The sequence below is a fragment of the Pseudomonas sp. SJZ077 genome, assembly GCF_007993905.1.
Taxonomy (GTDB): domain Bacteria; phylum Pseudomonadota; class Gammaproteobacteria; order Pseudomonadales; family Pseudomonadaceae; genus Aquipseudomonas; species Aquipseudomonas mandelii.
In genome coordinates, this window is record NZ_VIUJ01000009.1 from 102,201 (window position 1) to 120,506 (window position 18,306).

Below are 18,306 nucleotides of genomic sequence, written 5' to 3' on the forward strand. Positions count from 1 at the left end.
ACATGTTCGAGAAAATGCAGCGGGCGTTCTGGAAAGCGTTGACGCCGGATCTGGTGGCGGAGGAGCCGAAGGCAGTTGTTCAGCCGGTGTCCGGGTTGCCAGCGAATGTCGTGGACGCACTGGGTGGCGTGGATAACCTCAAGTCTCAGCAGCCTGTAGCGTTGACCCGGGTCCGGGTGGCGTTGCGGGATGTGGCGCGGATGGATCGGCAGGCATTGAGTGTGGCAGGTGTGCCGGGCGTCATGATGCTGGATGACGGGGTGGTGCATCTGATTACCGGCCTGCAGCCATAACCGATTCCCTTCAGGGGGATGTGCGGCCCTCGGTCGCCCTTACTGTTTCTCATCCGCAGGTGTATCGTATTCGCCTTTTACAGGCCCTCGGGCCTGTCGCTGATACGTGAGGTAGTTGAGTTCATGTCCTTTACCCGTCGCCAAATCCTCGGTGGCCTGGCCGGTCTTGTTGTCGTTGGTGTCGGAGCGGGGGGCGCGTCGCGGTACTGGCTGGGCAAGATGGCTGATGCTGACGCCGGTCATGACTATGAGCTGATCGCCGCACCGCTGGACGTCGAACTGGTCGCCGGGCACAAGACCGAAGCCTGGGCGTTCGGCCCTTCGGCACCGGGCACCGAGTTGCGGGTTCGTCAGGGTGAATGGTTGCGGGTGCGTTTCATCAACCATCTGCCGGTGGCGACCACCATTCACTGGCACGGCATCCGCCTGCCGCTGGAAATGGACGGTGTCCCGTACGTTTCGCAATTGCCGGTGCTGCCTGGGGAATACTTCGACTACAAATTCCGTGTGCCAGACGCGGGCAGTTACTGGTATCACCCGCATGTGAACAGCAGCGAAGAGCTCGGCCGCGGCCTCGTCGGCCCGCTGATCGTCGAAGAGCGTGAACCCACCGGTTTCAAATACGAGAAAACCCTGAGCCTCAAGAGCTGGCACGTCGATGAAGAGGGGGCTTTCGTGGCCTTCAGCATTCCTCGCGAAGCCGCCCGGGGTGGCACGGCGGGACGGCTGTCGACCATCAACGGTGTCTCGCAAGCGGTGATCGACTTGCCCGCCGGGCAAATCACCCGCGTGCGCCTGCTCAACCTCGATAACACCCTGACCTATCGCCTCAATATTCCTGGCGTCGAAGCGCAGATCTACGCGCTGGATGGCAATCCGGTGGAGCCGCGCCCGCTGGGCAAGGAATACTGGCTCGGCCCGGGCATGCGTATCTGCCTGGCGATCAAGGCGCCGCCCGCCGGTGAAGAACTGTCCCTGCGCAACGGCCCGGTTCGCCTGGGCACGTTGCGCTCGGTGGCCAGCACCGATGCACCCACCGAATGGCCCGCTGCCCTGCCGGCCAACCCGGTGGCCGAGCCCGACCTGGCCAATGCCGAGAAACTCAACTTCAATTTCGAATGGGTGGGCTCGGTGTCGGTCAACGTCGACAACGGCAAGCCGCCGAGCCTGTGGCAGATTAACGGCAAGGCCTGGGACATCACGGACAAGACCTGCGCCGACCGCCCGATTGCAAAGCTTGAAAAGGGCAAGAGCTACATTTTCGAATTGAAGAACATGACTCAGTATCAGCACCCGATTCACCTGCACGGCATGAGCTTCAAAGTCATCGCCTCGAACCGGCACAAGGTGATCCCGTACTTCACCGACACCTACCTGTTGGGCAAGAACGAGCGCGCACGAGTGGCGCTGGTGGCGGATAACCCCGGCGTGTGGATGTTCCATTGCCATGTGATCGATCACATGGAAACCGGCCTGATGGCCGCTATCGAGGTGGCTTGATGCGTCAGATACGTCCCGCCGCGATCATCGACCGCAGCCGTGACCGCGACTTCATGCGCGAAGCCCTGGCCCTGGCCGCACAAGGCGCGGCGCTGGGTGAGGTGCCCGTGGGCGCGGTGTTGGTGCAGAACGGCGAGATCATCGGTCGCGGCTTCAATTGCCCGATCAGCGGCAACGACCCGAGTGCCCACGCCGAAATGGTCGCAATCCGCGCCGCAGCCTTGGCCACCAGCAACTATCGTCTGCCAGGCAGCACGCTGTACGTAACCCTTGAACCGTGCAGTATGTGCGCAGGGCTGATCGTGCATTCACGGATTGCGCGGGTGGTGTATGGCGCGCTGGAGCCCAAGGCCGGGATTGTGCAGAGTCAGGGGCAGTTTTTTACCCAGGGCTTCTTGAACCACCGGGTGTTGTTTGAAGGCGGGGTGTTGGCGGAGGAATGCGGGGCGGTACTCAGCGAGTTTTTCAAGGCTAGACGCGCAAAGCCCACTGAATAAACACAAAGCCCAATGTAGGAGTGAGCCTGCTCGCGATGGCGGTCTGACAGTCAATATTGATGTGACTGTCAGACCGCCATCGCGAGCAGGCTCACTCCTACAGGGTTATGCGGTGTTTGATAGATTTACTTACGGGCCACGATGACGGCACGCATCGGCGCCGGCAGTCCTTCAATCGTTTTGCTGTGATCGTCCGGATCCAGGAAGTCACTCAACGACTGATACTTCATCCACTCCGTCCCGCGCTGTTCCTCGACCGTGGTCACGCTGACGTCAACGCAGCGAACGTCCGTAAACCCGGCACGTCGCAACCACAACTCCAGCGCCGGCACCGACGGCAGGAACCACACGTTGCGCATCTGCGCATAACGGTCTTCCGGCACCAGCACCTGCTGTTGATCGCCTTCGATCACCAACGTCTCCAGCACCAGTTCGCCGCCCTTGACCAGGCAATCCTTCAGTGCCAGCAAATGTTCGATCGGTGAACGGCGGTGGTAGAACACGCCCATGGAAAACACCGTGTCGAAGCCTTCCATGTTCGGTGGCAGGTCTTCGAAAGGGAACGGCAGGTGCCAGGCATTGGGTTCTGACAAGTAACGCTGCACCGCCTGGAACTGGCAGAAGAACAGCCAGTTCGGGTCGACGCCGATCACGCTGTCGGCGCCAGCACCGAGCATGCGCCACATGTAGTAACCATTGCCGCAACCCACATCGAGGATGCGTTTGCCCTTGAGGTCCAGGTGCGGCGCGACCCGCGACCATTTCCAGTCCGAACGCCATTCCGTGTCGACGTGCACACCAAACAGATCAAACGGTCCTTTGCGCCATGGCGACAACCCCATCAACGCGGTGCGCATTTGCGCGCGGGTCTCAGGGTCGCAATCGGTGTCCAGTGTCAGACCGTTCAACAAGTCGACTTCACTCGGCTGAATCTTCGGCAACGCATCCAGCGCACTTTGCCAGCGCTCCAGGTCGCCGTGGCCCTTTTCCATTTTCTTGTCGAGTTGCGCTTGCAGGGTGTTGGCCCATTCGGCCAGCGGCGTGCCGGCCAGACGGCGGGCGAGGGGGGACAGATCAATCATGGCAAGGCAATCAACGAGGCAAAGTTAAGACACTGGAACCACGGCACGACTTTCGAGAACCCGGCCGCCAACAGGCGCTCGCGGTGTTCTTCGAGGCTGTCGGGCTTCATGACGTTTTCGATGGCGCTGCGCTTCTGGGCGATTTCCAGTTCGCTGTAGCCGTTGGCGCGTTTGAACGCGACGTGCAAATCAGTGAGCAACGCATGTTCTTCGAGGTCGTTGAAGCGCAGCTTCTCCGACAGGATCAACGCACCGCCAGGCAGCAGCGATTGGCGGATGCGCGAAAGCAACGCGGTGCGCTGGTCCGGGGCGATGAATTGCAGGGTGAAGTTCAGTGCCACCACCGAGGCGGGCTGGAATTCGAGGGCGAGGATGTCACCTTCGATCACTTCCACGGGCAGCAACTCCTGGAACATCGAGTCTTGACCGTTGAGGTATTCGCGGCAGCGCTCGACCATCGCAGCGGAGTTATCCACAGCGATCACGCGGCAACCGTCGGTGCGCACGTGGCGGCGCAATGCTTGAGTCACGGCGCCCAGGGACGAGCCGAGGTCGTAGAGCACGCTGTTGGGCTGGGCGAATTGCGCGGCGAGCACGCCGAGGTTCTCGACGATGGTCGGATAACCCGGCACCGAGCGCTTGATCATGTCCGGGAACACCCGCACAACGTCCTCGTTAAAGGCGAAGTCGGGCACCTGGGCCAAAGGCTGGGCGAAAAGGCGATCGGGTTCTTTGCTCACGGCGGTTCCAGCGGCGTAGGTGGAAAAGGCCGGCATTTTAGCCAAATTGACGGGGGGATGCGCGGGTTGTCTGACGAATTCAACGCGGTTTCGGTCCAAACGCAGACGCCGCAATCCCCCATTGCCCCAGCCAGTAACTGAGAATGATCACGTAGGGCGCCGCATTGAATGGCACCGCAAAGCGACTGATGCCAATCACGCTATCGGAAAACACAAACGCCACTGCGCCACCCGCCGCCAGCAGCGCCGATCGTTTCGGCACGTCGGTCCCGAGCCGGGCCAGCGCCCGCCAGAGCATCGCACTGATGGCCAAACCGTAGACGATCACCGGAATCAACAGTGGGCCCAGTCCGTGGGAAATCAAAATCCCCAACAGAACCGCGCCAACCCCCAAGGCAATCACCAAGGGCAACAACGCCAACCGCCGGCAATCGCTCAAGTAAGCTTTCAGATACGCCAGGTGAGCGACCAGAAATGCCCCAAGGCCAAACACAAACAAATCCCCCGGCCACGCCAGCAACACATCGCCGAGCAGGGAGAAAATCAATCCGAGGCTGATCCAGCGCCGATACTCAGTGGGCGGTGCGTCGTGCAGCCAACCGAGCAGCGCCAAGACCGGCAACGGTTTGACCAGCAGGCACAGCAGCGCAGCGTGCACGCTCAAGCCATACAGAAAGGTCACTGCGCCCATCAGCGCCAGAATCAGCCAGCCCACGATCAGTTAACCGCAATCGCGCAATCGAAGGTTTTCACGGCCGGCACTTCCGGGGCCCATGGCTGTGAGTAGGTCAGGCGCAAGCGGCCTGTACCGGTGGCAAATGCCTGGAAGCGCCAGGTCGAAATACCGGCGCTGCCGACGATCCCGGCGTCTTCCGGGTTGCTATACACCTCGGGGCTGAGCGCATGCAGCACACCACCAGCCGAATCCTGGATCGACCAGCGATAACCCGTGGTCGGGTTGCTTGGCAGGGTCAGGATGAGGTTCTGTCCATTGTGCATTTGCACCGGGCATTCGCCTTGTTTTTCCACGGTCACGTTCTGTTTCGGTTGCGTGGCGCAAGCGGCCAGCAAGGTGAGGGCGAGGGGGACAAACAGGCGAGTGGGGGACATAAGGTCAGTGGCTCCGGCATTCACGACGAACGGCGAGCATAACTGAAGATGAGACAAATTGTGACGGAAGGGACTACGGGCGCGATCTTCTGGTACCTGTTCAGCGCCCGTAGAGGTGCAGTCAGGCCTATTTCGCCGTGGTGTAAGTCATGTGGCTTTGAAATTCTCCGGAAAGATCAATGCTTTTACCGGTAGTCGACGACTCCAGAGTTAGATTGAAACCAGTGACAATATGACTGGTTTGATCAGGTGAATTGTCCAAAAGAACCAGGTTCACCGTGCCTTTGGTTGCTTTGTAATGCTCGGGGGATTGCATGCCCAGTTGATTGTTAAGCACTTCATGGAAATTCGCCGCGAGGAAGGGGCCCGCTTGCGCAAGTTCGTGAGTGCCACTTTTAATGTCTTTGCTGAAAGTAAACGACAGGTGCTTTTCGGCAGGACGGTTCCGGTTCTGATAAAAACCAATCGTCGTTTCGTTCAGGATTAAAAGTCGAATCTCCAGATCATTCGATCTGAACTCAAGCCGACCGGGCCCCATGAACGTCATGTTGCCATCCAATGCGAATAGTTCTTCGGTAGAGGGGCTGATTTTATCTGTGGTCATGTGCTAATTCCTTTTGATGATGAGCCATTCTCGAGTGGGAAGTTTGGCGATCAATTCAATAGGAGGTAACTGTCATGTCTGACAGTTACTTAGCTTTATTAGGAATAAGAGTGGTTCGCCAGCACACCTGCAGTGCAGGCATGATGGCGAACATTCATTCAGAACAAAATCTTCGCCACATCCGCAAAGCGCTTGGCAAAGTGCACGGTAATCCCTTCCTTCAGGTAGTCCGGCAGTTCGTCAAAGCTGCCACGGTTCGGCTCCGGCAGGATCAATTCGAAGATTTTCTGGCGCCGCGCCGCAATTACCTTCTCACGCACCCCGCCAATCGGTAGTACATGCCCGGTCAGCGTGAGTTCGCCGGTCATGGCGATGCCTTTTTTCGGCGCCTGGTTTCGGGCGAGCGAGAGCAGGGCGCTGGCCATGGTCACGCCGGCGCTTGGGCCGTCTTTCGGGGTGGCGCCTTCCGGGACGTGCAGGTGGACGAAGGCTTCGTCGAAGAATTTCGGATCACCGCCAAACGACTTCAGATTCGAGCTGACGTAGCTGTAGGCGATTTCCGCCGACTCTTTCATCACGTCGCCCAGTTGCCCGGTGAGTTTGAAGCCACGGTTGAGCGTGTGAATGCGCGTGGCTTCGATCGGCAATGTTGCGCCGCCCATGCTGGTCCAGGCCAGGCCGGTGATCACGCCGGTGCCGGAAAGCACTTGCTCGTTGCGGAACACCGGATGGCCGAGCGAGGCTTCCAGGTCTTTCGGCCCGATTTTGATCACCGCTTTCGGCTCGTCGATCAACTTCACCACGGCTTTGCGCACCAGTTTGCCCAGTTGTTTTTCCAAGTGGCGCACCCCGGCTTCGCGGGCGTAACCGTCGATCAGGGCTTTGAGCGCGCTGTCGCTGATGCTCAAGCTGCCTTTGGACACGCCGGCCTTTTCCAGCTGCTTGGGCCAGAGGTGACGCTTGGCGATGGCGATTTTTTCTTCGGTGATGTAACCCGACAGGCGAATCACTTCCATCCGGTCCAGCAATGGGCCGGGAATCGAATCCAGGGTGTTGGCGGTGCAGATGAACAGCACTTTCGACAGGTCCATCCGCAGGTCGAGATAGTGGTCGAGAAATTCGACGTTCTGTTCCGGGTCCAGCGTTTCCAGCAGCGCCGAGGCCGGGTCGCCCTGGTAGCTTTGGCCCATCTTGTCGATTTCGTCGAGCATGATCACCGGGTTCATCACTTCGACGTCTTTCAACGCTTGCACGAGTTTGCCCGGTTGCGCGCCGATGTAGGTGCGGCGGTGGCCCTTGATCTCGGCTTCGTCACGCATGCCGCCGAGGCTGAAGCGGTAGAACGGCCGGCCGAGGGATTCGGCGATGGACTTGCCGACGCTGGTTTTACCCACGCCCGGCGGGCCGACCAGCAAGACGATGGAGCCGCTGATCTCGCCTTTATAAGCACCGACCGCAAGGAATTCGAGGATGCGGTCCTTGATGTCGTCGAGGCCAGCGTGGTGTTTGTCCAGGACCTTGCGCGCGTGCTTGAGGTCGAGTTTGTCCTCGCCGTACACACCCCACGGCACCGAAGTCGCCCAGTCGAGGTAGTTGCGGGTGACGGCGTATTCCGGCGAACCGGTCTCGAGGATCGACAGCTTGTTCATTTCCTCTTCGATGCGTTTCTGTGCCTGGCTCGACAGCACCTTGCCTTCCAGACGCTGCTCGAACTGTTCGATGTCGGCGCTGCGGTCGTCCTTGGTCAGCCCCAGCTCTTGCTGGATGACCTTGAGTTGTTCCTTGAGGAAGAACTCGCGCTGATGCTCGCCGATCTTGCGGTTAACTTCGGCGGAAATCTCTTTCTGCAGCCGTGCAACTTCGACTTCCTTGCGCAGCATCGGCAGGACTTTTTCCATGCGCTTGAGCATAGGCACGCAGTCGAGCACTTCTTGCAGCTCGCTGCCGGTGGCCGAGGTCAGGGCGGCGGCGAAGTCGGTCAGCGGCGACGGATCGTTGGGGCTGAAGCGGTTGAGGTAGTTTTTCAGCTCTTCGCTGTACAGCGGGTTGAGTGGCAGCAGTTCCTTGATCGCATTGATCAGCGCCATGCCGTAGGCCTTGACCTCGTCGGTCGGCTCGGTGGGCTGGTGCGGGTATTCGACTTCCACCAGATACGGCGGGCGATGGTGCTTGAGCCAGGTGCGGATGCGCACGCGGGTCAGGCCTTGGGCGACGAATTGCAGTTTGCCGTTTTCGCGACTGGCGTGGTGCACCTTGACCAGGGTGCCGTACAGCGGCAGGGCCGAGGTGTCGAAATGGCGCGGATCTTCCTGGGGCGTGTCCATGTAGAACAGGGCCAGGGAGTGGTGATCGGATTTACTCACAAGATCCAGCGTTTCAGCCCACGGTTCTTCATTGACGATGACCGGCAGCACTTGGGCCGGGAAGAACGGGCGGTTGTGGATCGGGATGATGTAGACCTTGTCCGGCAGGTTCTGGCCGGGCAGGGCGAGGCCTTTGCCGGTGGAATGGTGTTCGGCGTTCTCTGGGTCGGCGTATTCGCTCGGGTCTTCAGGGAATTCTTGCTGGTCGCTCATGGGGCACCTGCGCAATGGGGTATGGGTCTTAGATGGGGCAGGTGGGGGGTGGTTTCAATGGGGCAGGATATTTCTGGGTGTGTGTTCAGGGTTTGGACAGGTGCTTTTGACTTGGCGGCCTTTGGGCCGACCCTGTTCTTGGTGGTTGTGTGCATATCCATTTTTGCGGTAACGGCGGCTGGCGGTTTCTCCCTTACGGCGAGTCCCTTTTGTCAAACGCCCGGAGTGCCGGCCCAGCCAAAAGGAACCAAAAAGTCTCGCCCCAAGCGTCCGGCCCCTCGCTAAGGCTCGGCGTACCTTCGCTCCGGTATCCATCCGGGGACACTGCCCTCCGGTCTGCTTCGCGACGACCTACATGCAGCGTGTTCGACTGCGTCGAACGGCGCTGCGCGCCACTCCCCGGATGAACACCTCCACTCAGCCTCCCGAAAGGGGCGGGTGGATCAAGATCAAGAGCTGCAGGCGAGCTAACGCTCGGCCTGATGAGTGGTGAGAATCAAAAGCTGTACGCTGAATTCTTGTAGGAGCGAGGCTTGCCCGCGAAGGCGGCCTGACAGCCGACCAATCTCTTGCAGGTACACACATTCCACTGTAGGAGTGAGCCTGCTCGCGATGGCGGAGTGTCAGACGACATTGATGTTGAATGACACACCGCCATCGCGGGCAAGCCTCGCTCCTACAGGGGATCAGCAGTGTGGCGCAGGTTTTGTGATAGCGACGTTATCGAGCATCCGGTTCGCCGCCAGTTCGGCCAGCATCACGATCTGCTGAATCGCCATTGCCTTGTGCCGGTGCGGGCCTTCCAGATAGTCCGCGAAGTCGCTCGCCATCACGCTGGCCTGGGCCAATGACTCGCAGGTGTGTGCGAGCAGGTCTTCGTCCTTGATATCCGGGGCAATCAAAAACATCGTGCTGGGTTTGCGGGTAGCAGAGGATTTGAGGGCTGCTGGGTTGAGGTAGTGATCCAATGCGCGCTCGGCGGCATCGTGGAGTTTTTTGGAGTCGAGGGATTCGTAGGGGGAAACGTCGTCGTTTTGCGGGGGATTCGGGGTTTCTTTGAACATGGTGAAGCTCCAAGTAAGTAATGGAGCCGCCACTGATCGCCGCGACGCGATGGTAGGTGGCAGCTGTACGCAGGTTCGCGGACCGAGCTACTTGGAAACCCGGCATACCCGAGGGTATCCCGCGCACAGCCACCATAAGACCAAACGACACGCACAGAAGGCTGGTCGGTTGAGGCGGGTGATTATGCACCAAGTAAGCTGATTCAGGCCGCGACGCCCGGTCGCTGATGTGCAGCGACTCCGAAAGCCTATCCCCCTGGCTTCCGACAAGACAACCGCCAGAACTTGTCGGAATCATCCTCCATAAAAGTCACGGCTGTAGGACGTTGGAAAAAATATTCAGGCCCGACACGACCCAATGTGGGAGCGAGCCTGCTCGCGATGGCGGAGTGTCAGACGACATTGATGTTGAATGACACACCGCCTTCGCGGGCAAGCCTCGCTCCTACAGGGGATCAGCTGTGTGGCGCAGGTTTTGTGATGGCGACGTTATCGGCGGCATCGTGGAGTTTTTTGGAGTTGAGGGATTCGTAGGGGGAAACGTCGTCGTTTTGCGGGGGATTCGGGGTTTCTTTGAACATGGTGAAGCTCCATTCGGGGACTGGAAGTTCGCCACGACTGCGACCAAGCAGTTGGGTGGCGAACCATACGCAGGTTGGTCGACCAGGGAATGGAACCCGGCAGGGCCGGAGCCCTCCCACGCACAGCTCGCCATGAAGCAAGCACGAAAAGTGCGCCATTCTAAACCCGGGCGACCAAACCCGGCCGCTGAATTTGCAGCGACCCCGAAAGCCTATCGAACGGGCTTCTGACACAACAACCGCCAGAACTTGTCGGAATCCTCCTCCATAAAAGTCACGGCTGTAGGACGTTGGAAAAAATATTCAGGCCCGACACGACCCAATGTGGGAGCGAGCCTGCTCGCGATAGCTGTTTAACATTCAACATCCTGGGTGGCTGACAGTCCGCTATCGCGAGCAGGCTCACTCTTACATTTTGATTTGCAGCGATGCAAAAAAAAAGGCGACCCCCTCGCAGGAGTCGCCTTTCCTTTAACCGCCGCTAAACCTTATTCGGACAGTTTGTACGCAATCACATAGTCACCTTGCTTGGTGCCCAGCGACCCATGACCGCCCGCAACGACGAGCACGTATTGCTTGCCGTCCTTGCCGGTGTAGGTCATTGGCGTGGTTTGAGCGCCGGCAGGCAGGCGGCCTTCCCACAGTTGCTTGCCGTTTTTCACGTCGTAGGCGCGCAGGTACTGGTCGAGGGTGCCGCTCAGGAAGCCGACGCCGCCAGCGGTGGTGAAGGTGCCGCCCAGGCTAGGCACGCCCATGCTCAGCGGGATCGGAACCGGTGAGCTGTCGCGCACGGTGCCGTTTTTGTGTTTCCAGATGGTTTTTTGGGTGGTCAGGTCGACCGCGGCCACATAACCCCAGGCCGGTGCCTGGCACGGCAGGCCCATTGGCGAGAGCAGGGCTTCGAGGACGACGCCGTAAGGCGCGCCTTTGTTCGGCTGCACGCCTTCGGTTTCGCTTTTACGCGGGCCTTGGGCGGCGATTTCGGCGGCCGGGATCATTTTCGATTTGAACGCCATGTAGCTCGGGTTCACGAAAGCGATCTGACGCACCGGGTCAACCGCGATGCCGCCCCAGTCGAACACGCCGAAGTTGCCGGGGTAAACGATCGATCCCTGCAGCGATGGCGGCGTGAACGGGCCGTCGTAGCGCATGGATTTGAAGTCGATCCGGCAGATCAGTTGGTCGAACGGGGTCACGCCCCACATGTCGCGCTCTTGCAGCGGCGGCGGCATCAGGTTGAGGTCGGATTTGGGTTGGGTCGGCGAGGTGTGATCACCAGCGACAGCGCCTTGGGGCACCGGCACTTCGTTGATCGGCACAATCGGCTTGCCGGTGCTGCGGTCCAGCACGTAAATGCTGCCTTGCTTGGTCGAAGCGAGTACCGCTGGCTTCACGCCGTCAGCGGTTTTCAGGTCCATCAGGGTAGGCTGGCCACCGACGTCCATGTCCCACAGGTCATGGTGGGTGAACTGCATGTGCCAGCGCACCTGGCCGGTCGCGATGTCGAGGGCGGTCAGGCCCGCAGCGTGCAGTTCCGACTCAGGGGTGCGATCGCCACCGAACTGGTCCGGGGTCTGGTTGCCCATCGGCAGGTAAAGCATGCCGAGCTTTTCGTCGACGGCGAACATGGACCACATGTTCGGCGAGTTGCGCGTGTAGACCTGGCCTTCGGCAATCGGCGTGGTGTCGTCCGGGTTGCCGCTGTCCCAGTTCCACACCAGTTTGCCGGTGTGCACGTCGAACGCGCGGATGACGCCGCTGGGTTCGTCGGTGGAAACGTTGTCGGTGACGTGGCCGCCGATCACCACCAGGTCTTTAGTGACCGCTGGAGGCGAGGTGGAGTAGTAACCGCCGGCATTGAAGCCGCCGATGTTGGCAGTCAAGTCGACCTGGCCTTTGTCGCCGAAGTCTTCGCACATTTTGCCGGTGTCGGCGTCGAGGGCGATCAGGCGGGTGTCGGCGGTCGGCAGGAAGATCCGGCGTGGGCAGACGGTGCTGACCGGCGCAGGGCTGGCGGTGCCGGTCGGGCTTTGCTCGGACGCGTAGACGGCGTCATCGTGATAGGTCACGCCACGGCATGTCATGTGCGCCCAACCCTTGAAGTTCGCCGCGTTTTGCGTGGAGAGCTTCGGATCGAAACGCCAGATTTCCTTGCCGGTGTCCGGGTCCAGCGCGATCACCTGGCTGTGCGGCGTGCACACGTAGAGCATGCCGTTGACTTTCAGCGGGGTGTTTTCGGCGGTGGTTTCACCCGGATCGTTCGGCCCTGGCAGGTCGCCAGTGCGATAGGTCCAGGCGGGAACGAGCTTGTTCACGTTCTGCGGGGTGATCTGCGCCAGTGGCGAGTAACGATCACCATGAGCGCTGCGGCCGTAGGAATTCCAGTCACCGTCGGGCATGGCCGGGGCGGTGTTGGTCATGCCGGGCACGCTGTCGCGGTCCAGTTCGCCTTTGATTTCACCCGGGTTGGTGAACTGGCTGGCCAGTGCGGCAACGCCCGCGAGTACCACTGCCACGCTCAGTGCGCCGGTGCCCATCGGCGCAGGGCCGGTGATCAGCAACGGACGGCGGAACCACGGCAGCAACATGACGAGGCCCAGCGCAAACAGCATCGCCAGACGCGGCACCAGTTGCCACCAATCGAGGCCGACTTCCCACAAGGCCCACACGGTACTGGCGAACAGCACCAGTGCGTAGAGGCCCAGTGCAGCGCGGCGGGCCAGGATCAGCAGCACGCCGGTCAGTGTCAGGCCGATACCGGCCAGCAGGTAATACAACGAGCCGCCGAGCAGGCTCAGCTTGATCCCGCCGGCCAGCATGGCCAGGCCCATTAGCAGAAGCAGAATGCCGAGCAGGGTCGGCAGTAGACGGCTTCGACTCAAAGCACCATCAGTGCTCATAGTGTGGTTCTCCGTGACGTTTCAAGTAGTCCCGCGCAAGTTCACTGTAGATGACGATCCTGTGCGGGCATGGTTCAGAAAAAAAAAGGTTCGGTTGGTGCGTTCCCTGTAGGAGCAAGCCTGCTCGCGAAAGCGATGGGACAGTCGGCATTGATGTTCAGGCTGACGGCCCTTCGCGAGCAGGCTCGCTCCCACAGGTTTTGTGTGTGTCTTAAAAGGACGAGGTGATTTTTATCCCGCCGATCAGCGCGTCATCGACCTTGTCCACGCCACCGGGGTGGCGGATGTATTGCAGGTTGGGGCGCACGGTCAGCCAGTTCGTGACGTGCACGCCGTAATAGAGTTCGGCGCTGTATTCGGTGTCCTGGGGCGGAAGGAACGAGGGATCGTCGTAGTCATAGACGACGCGGGCCTGGTTGGTCGCTTCGGCGTTCTTGCGATAGGCCGGGTTGACGTGAACCCGGGCGAGGGCAAAGCCGATGTCGTCCTTGGCGCGCGCATCGAACAGGCCTTTGTAGACGACGCCGGCCTGGACATAGTTGTCGATGGCGTTGGTCTTCTTGTCGTGCATCGTGCCGTTGGCGAACACGCTCAGGCCGCGCGAATTGTCGCTGGCTCGGCTGGTGATCTGCTGCTGCACACCCAGCCACACGCCGTGCTTGCTCGATGCGCTGCGGTAAGCCTCGCCGCTCAGGGCTGCCGGCTGACCATTGCTGTCCTTGTAGGCATCCGTGGCTTTGGCGTTGCTGTAGTAATAACCGGCGCGGTATTCGCCCGGCAGGCCGTTGAGTATCGGTGACCACACCAGTTCGACCGGCAGAATCGCGCCCTGGGTGCCGCTGCCGCTGAGCTTGAAGCCGTTGCCGCGATCAAGGTTCGACGGGTTTTGCTCATACGCACCGATTTGCGCGTAGAGCTCCGGCGTCAGGTGATATTTCACCCGCATTGCCCACTGGCTGACGGGCCAGTTGTACCAGATGCCGCCGACCCAGTTACCGACCTGCGAGCCACAAAACGCCAGGTTCTGGAAGTCGCATGGGAAGCTGTTGAAGTCTTCGCCTTCGCCGAAACGGCCGACTTTGATGTCGAGTTTCTGGTCGAAAAATTTCTGCTGGTACCACATCTGCGTCAGGCGCCAGGTTTGCCCACGGCCCCAGACTTCCTGCGCCGAAGTGAAACCGCCGACACGCGGATCGTTGATCCGGTCGTTGCTGATGTTGTTGCCATTGCGCTCGGTGACGGTCAGCTGAAATTCAGCGTCGTCCCAGCCGAGGATTTTCTGCAAGTCCAGGTGCGTGCCGAAACCGAACTGGTCGCTGTAGCGTGCGGTGCGATCGTGGTCGTAGCCGCCGTGCAGATTGCTGCCCATTTCGCCGGTGTAATCGACTTTGAAGTCGTAGCCTTTTTCCGAAAGTTCGGTGCGCGTGCCATTCCAGTCGCCGAACATCCAGGGCGATTCGCTATCGAAGGCGGGCGCGGCCTGGGTGCAGGTAGCCAGGCCAAAAGCAGTGAAACCACCGATCAGGTTCAGGGCTTTTCGACTGACAATAGCGATGCAGACAGCGCTGTCTCGCGGAGTTGGGAAATCAGGCATAGAGAAGGAATTCTTGATCTTTTCTGGGGGGTGAACTGAAAGCGGCACTATGTCGCGCCTGGATGAAGCGTTTCAGCTTGACGGGCGCAAGGATAATGTTCTGTTACAAATAGAGAAAGCGCTTTTCGTGACATGAATTATTTCGTATTCGGTAACAGTGCCGGACAGCGATCGGTTCAAGTTCACCTACATTTACCAGAGAGCGCACAGAGCGCTTCCACCCGGCGACACCCTCGGCTAAGGTGCGCGGCTTCCAATCCCCTTCATCGCTCAAAGGCCCGGCATGACCGAACAGAACAACAACCCGCTGCACGGCGTGACGCTGGAGCAAATCCTCAACGCCCTGGTGGAGCATTACGAATGGTCGGGGCTGGCCGAGCGCATTGATATCCGCTGTTTCAAGAGTGACCCGAGCATCAAGTCGAGCCTGACCTTCCTGCGTAAAACCCCATGGGCGCGGGAGAAGGTCGAGCGCTTGTACGTGAAGCTGATGCGCACCAAGCGCCCGCTCTGAACATGGGCTTTCTGTCGACGCCAGGTTCTGCCGCGAGGCGTCGTTTTGTGGCGGTGGCCGCTGTGCTGGGCTGGGCCGGACTGGCCATTCAGCTGTACCTGATTCTGTACTCGCGCTGGACACTGGAAGCGAGCTTGATCGGTGGGCTGCTGAGCTTTTTCAGCTATTTCACGGTGTTGACCAATACGTTGGTGGCGGTGGTGCTGACGTGTGAGTGGACCTCTCGCGAGTCGGCGGCGCGACGCTGGTTTTTGCAGCCGTGGGTCAGTAGCGCCATTGCCGTGAGCATCGTGGTCGTCGGTCTGGCGTACAGCCTGTTGTTGCGCCATTTGTGGCATCCCGAAGGCTGGCAGTTTCTGGCCGATGAGTTGATGCACGACGTCATGCCGCTGCTGTTCCTGGCATATTGGTGGTGGTGCGTGCCCAAGGGCACGTTGCGCCTGCGGCATCTCGGGTTGTGGGTGATCTATCCGCTGGTGTATTTCGCCTATTCATTGCTGAGGGGGCATGAGTTGGCGGTTTATCCCTATCCGTTCATTGACGTCGGCACCTTGGGTTATCCACAGGTGTTTTTGAATGCGGGTGGATTGTTGGCGGGGTTTGTGGTGATTGCTCTGATAATGATCGCATTGGACCGGTGGCGCGGTCGGTGAATACTGAGGGTGATGTGAAGGGCTTTTGTGGCGAGGGAGCTTGCTCCCGCTGCGCTGCGCAGCAGTGCTTAAACCTGCAACCGGGTTTTAACTGAGTCACCACGCAGGCTGATTTTACGACTGCTTCGCAGCCGAACGGGAGCAAGCTCCCTCGCCACACTATCGAGTTGCAGTTATTCCTCGTCGCTGCCCTCCGCCCGCCAGTACCCCACGGCCTTGACGAATTGTTCATTCAAACCGTGCTCATCAAGCAGCACACGACGAATCTGCCGTGACACCTTGGTCTCGGTCGCCACCCACGCATACAGGTTGCCGCTCGGCACTTGCAGCTGCTTCACGGTGGTCAGCAAGTTGTCTTTGCCACCCTCGCGCAAGACCCAGATCACACTGACCTGCGCGGCGCTTTCCAGGCGTTGCTGCTCGGCGCCGTTCTCCACTTCCACAATTACCAGCGCACGACGATTGGCCGCCAGACCTTCCAGCCGGCGGGCGATGGCGGGCAGGGCGGTTTCGTCGCCGATCAGCAAATAGCTATCGAACATGTCCGGCACGATCATCGAGCCACGCGGCCCGCCGATGTGCAGGAACTGGCCGGGCGTGGCCTGCTCGGCCCAGGTCGAGGCGGGGCCGTCGCCATGCAGGACAAAATCGATGTCCAGTTCCAGGGTGTCGAGGTCGTAGCGACGCGGCGTGTAGTCGCGCATCGCCGGCATCGCCCCGTTGTCTTTGCCGGCACCGAGCACCAGGGTTTCCAGCGCGGCGTGTTCGGCTGCGTTTTGCGGGAACAGCAGTTTGACGTGGTCGTCCGTGCCCAGGCTGACGAAGCCGGCCAGCTCCGGGCCGCCCAGGGTGATCCGACGCATCCGCGGGGTCAGGTCAACCACCCGCAGCACTTGCAGACGACGGCGTTTGATCTCGTGCATGACACGGTGAATGGTGTGCACAACTTCAGTCATTCGGCTTTCTCCTGGACGGGTTGAACGGCAGGGCCATCGACGATGGCTTTGGCGGTGTTGTTGAGCAGGTCGCGAACCCGCAGGATTTCTTCCGGGCTCCAGCGGCCGTGATGCATTTGCAGGGCGTGACGCAAGTTGTGCACCGCCTCGTGGATCTCGGCCGGACGATCATGGCCGCGCAATGAGCGCTTGCTGACCTCGATGCGCATTCGCACGCCGTCCAGCGCAATAGCCTGTTCGGTCAATGACAGACGTCCGGCGTCGGTGATGGTGTAGCGTTTTTTGCCGCCCTCGGCATCGCCCAGGATCATTTCGCTTTCTTCGAGAAAGGTCAGGGTCGGGTAGATCACACCGGGGCTGGGGCAGTAGGCGCCGTCGAACATGCTTTCGATCTGGCGGATCAGGTCATAGCCGTGGCAGGGCTGCTCCGCGATCAACGCCAACAGCAGCAGTTTCAGGTCGCCGGGGGCGAACACCCGGGGGCCGCGGCCGCCGCGTTCACGGCCGGGGCCTGGGCGTTTCTCGAAGCCGTCTCGGCTGTCGCTATGGTCGCGATGGGAATGATGGTCTCTCATTTCTGCGTCTTCTCTCGTCGTGTTTAGATACAACTTAAGATATATCTTTAGACAGACGCAAGCGTTCTGGACCAACGGTCGTTCTCGGCCACCGCTGGAGGTCCAGAAGCGATCAGCGATGAGGAATGCGGTATCGGTTGCTCTTTTAGAGCAATTGAACTAATCATGAAAGTTCATCGATTGATAATTATTCCACTGTCGCAAGATAAGTAGTCTTCTTCTGACGGAATTCAACTAGTTCGTATCTGTGTGCTTTTCCAGTTAGAACTGTGTGTAGTCTTTCTCTGAGGGTAAAACAATCGAGTTGGCGTTTTTTCAATGTTTTTCCTATTGTTCGAACGCCATTGTTACTACATGTTCTTGGGAAGTTGCGTACTTACTTTTTTAAGGGATTGAACGATCATTCTTCGGCGTCGAAAGTTAAGTGAAATCGCCATCACCGTATGGAGAGATGTCGGCTTTCCAGACTTTCCTCGGCCCAATCCTTTGAAAAAATACAGGTACTCAATAATGTTCAAGACGTTTGCAATCGCCGTTCCCATGACCCTCCTGGCCCTGAGCACTTCGATGGCGTTCGCGGCGGAAGAATCGCGCACCTCCATCAACATTACCGCTGATATTCCGAGCAAGGTCTTCCACGCTCAGCCTGTAGACAAAGACTTCGGTAAAGACGAGAAAATGCAGTATGTCGTCGGCTCCGGCACCCTGACGGAAGTCCGTGGCACCTATGATATTCAACACACCAACGGCTCTGTCGGCGCTTATGTCGTGGGCGGTCCTACTCCGCTGTTCAACGGTAATCCAGCCTTGAACATTCCTCTGACCTATACCTTCAATGGCACGGAGTTGACCGCTGATTCTCAGGAAGTGGTCGGCGACACCGAGTCCAACGGCGGCATGCGCGCCGACCTGGTGATTACCGCAGAGAAGCCGGGCAACAGTCAGGTGGGGATCTACACCGCCAACCCGGTCGTCATCTTTGATGCCATTCCGCGCATCTGAAGCAAACGCGTGCTGTAAGTAAGTTCTGTCTTACTTGGCAACGTTCACCGATCGCCAGGGAGGTT

18 protein-coding genes are annotated in these 18,306 nt (G+C 59.6%); 6 read left to right on the plus strand and 12 right to left on the minus strand.

Annotated elements, in window-relative coordinates; all coding sequences use genetic code 11:
• The first annotated feature begins 2 nt into the window (after nt 1–2).
• The 3 genes from FBY01_RS15560 to tadA all read left to right on the plus strand — a co-directional run bounded on the left by FBY01_RS15560 (nt 3) and on the right by tadA (nt 2,290).
• Nucleotides 3–293 (plus strand): PTS transporter subunit EIIB, encoded by a 291-nt coding sequence (locus tag FBY01_RS15560; protein WP_010457805.1) that lies wholly within the window; start codon nt 3–5, stop codon nt 291–293.
• Between the two features lie 123 nt (nt 294–416).
• Nucleotides 417–1,793 (plus strand): multicopper oxidase family protein, encoded by a 1,377-nt coding sequence (locus FBY01_RS15565; RefSeq protein ID WP_145308462.1) that lies wholly within the window; start codon nt 417–419, stop codon nt 1,791–1,793.
• Nucleotides 1,793–2,290 (plus strand): tRNA adenosine(34) deaminase TadA, encoded by a 498-nt coding sequence (gene tadA, locus FBY01_RS15570; protein WP_145308464.1) that lies wholly within the window; start codon nt 1,793–1,795, stop codon nt 2,288–2,290. Before FBY01_RS15565 ends, tadA begins: the two co-directional genes overlap by 1 nt.
• 125 nt (nt 2,291–2,415) lie before the next feature.
• Here the strand turns inward: tadA and cmoB are convergent, their stop codons facing one another.
• The 10 genes from cmoB to FBY01_RS15625 form a co-directional block, all read right to left on the minus strand.
• Nucleotides 2,416–3,372, minus strand: a complete 957-nt coding sequence (cmoB, locus tag FBY01_RS15575; RefSeq protein ID WP_010457799.1) for a tRNA 5-methoxyuridine(34)/uridine 5-oxyacetic acid(34) synthase CmoB — start codon at nt 3,370–3,372, stop codon at nt 2,416–2,418.
• Complete coding sequence (gene cmoA / locus FBY01_RS15580) at nt 3,369–4,148, minus strand: carboxy-S-adenosyl-L-methionine synthase CmoA (protein WP_154501569.1); 780 nt, start codon at nt 4,146–4,148, stop codon at nt 3,369–3,371. The genes cmoB and cmoA overlap by 4 nt, the downstream gene beginning before the upstream one ends.
• Nucleotides 4,149–4,191: 43 nt before the next feature.
• Nucleotides 4,192–4,827, minus strand: coding sequence for a lysoplasmalogenase (locus FBY01_RS15585; RefSeq protein WP_042933023.1), 636 nt, complete (start codon nt 4,825–4,827; stop codon nt 4,192–4,194).
• Nucleotides 4,828–4,829: 2 nt separating this feature from the next.
• Nucleotides 4,830–5,222 (minus strand): protease inhibitor I42 family protein, encoded by a 393-nt coding sequence (locus FBY01_RS15590; protein WP_010457792.1) that lies wholly within the window; start codon nt 5,220–5,222, stop codon nt 4,830–4,832.
• Nucleotides 5,223–5,349: 127 nt separating this feature from the next.
• Entirely contained in the window at nt 5,350–5,826 is a 477-nt protein-coding gene (locus tag FBY01_RS15595; protein ID WP_145308466.1) for a hypothetical protein, read from the minus strand.
• A 158-nt stretch (nt 5,827–5,984) separates the two neighbouring features.
• A complete protein-coding gene (gene lon, locus FBY01_RS15600) occupies nt 5,985–8,402 on the minus strand; it encodes an endopeptidase La (protein ID WP_010457788.1) in 2,418 nt (805 codons plus the stop codon).
• A 686-nt stretch (nt 8,403–9,088) separates the two neighbouring features.
• Complete coding sequence (locus tag FBY01_RS31580; RefSeq protein ID WP_178113260.1) at nt 9,089–9,466, minus strand: DUF6124 family protein; 378 nt, start codon at nt 9,464–9,466, stop codon at nt 9,089–9,091.
• Nucleotides 9,467–9,921: 455 nt separating this feature from the next.
• Nucleotides 9,922–10,047 (minus strand): hypothetical protein, encoded by a 126-nt coding sequence (locus FBY01_RS31870; protein ID WP_256664424.1) that lies wholly within the window; start codon nt 10,045–10,047, stop codon nt 9,922–9,924.
• A gap of 488 nt (nt 10,048–10,535) precedes the next feature.
• On the minus strand, nt 10,536–12,947 hold the full coding sequence (locus FBY01_RS15620) for a glucose/quinate/shikimate family membrane-bound PQQ-dependent dehydrogenase (RefSeq protein WP_083375822.1): 2,412 nt from the start codon (nt 12,945–12,947) through the stop codon (nt 10,536–10,538).
• A gap of 211 nt (nt 12,948–13,158) precedes the next feature.
• Complete coding sequence (locus tag FBY01_RS15625; RefSeq protein ID WP_145308471.1) at nt 13,159–14,541, minus strand: carbohydrate porin; 1,383 nt, start codon at nt 14,539–14,541, stop codon at nt 13,159–13,161.
• Between the two features lie 283 nt (nt 14,542–14,824).
• On the opposite strand from FBY01_RS15625, the gene FBY01_RS15630 reads away from it, so the two are divergent.
• Both FBY01_RS15630 and FBY01_RS15635 read left to right on the plus strand, forming a co-directional pair.
• A complete protein-coding gene (locus FBY01_RS15630; protein ID WP_007903672.1) occupies nt 14,825–15,055 on the plus strand; it encodes a VF530 family DNA-binding protein in 231 nt (76 codons plus the stop codon).
• Between the two features lie 2 nt (nt 15,056–15,057).
• Nucleotides 15,058–15,708, plus strand: coding sequence for a Pr6Pr family membrane protein (locus tag FBY01_RS15635; RefSeq protein WP_077749807.1), 651 nt, complete (start codon nt 15,058–15,060; stop codon nt 15,706–15,708).
• A gap of 173 nt (nt 15,709–15,881) precedes the next feature.
• On the opposite strand, the gene FBY01_RS15640 is transcribed toward FBY01_RS15635, so the two are convergent.
• The gene (locus FBY01_RS15640; RefSeq protein ID WP_145308473.1) at nt 15,882–16,664 is read right to left on the minus strand and encodes a siderophore-interacting protein; all 783 of its coding nucleotides are present in this window, start codon (nt 16,662–16,664) and stop codon (nt 15,882–15,884) included.
• On the minus strand, nt 16,661–17,239 hold the full coding sequence (locus tag FBY01_RS15645) for a PadR family transcriptional regulator (protein WP_010457769.1): 579 nt from the start codon (nt 17,237–17,239) through the stop codon (nt 16,661–16,663). Before FBY01_RS15645 ends, FBY01_RS15640 begins: the two co-directional genes overlap by 4 nt.
• A 510-nt stretch (nt 17,240–17,749) precedes the next feature.
• Between FBY01_RS15645 and FBY01_RS15650 the strand changes: the two genes are divergently transcribed.
• A complete protein-coding gene (locus FBY01_RS15650) occupies nt 17,750–18,241 on the plus strand; it encodes a CS1 type fimbrial major subunit (protein WP_145308475.1) in 492 nt (163 codons plus the stop codon).
• Nucleotides 18,242–18,306: the final 65 nt, after the last annotated feature.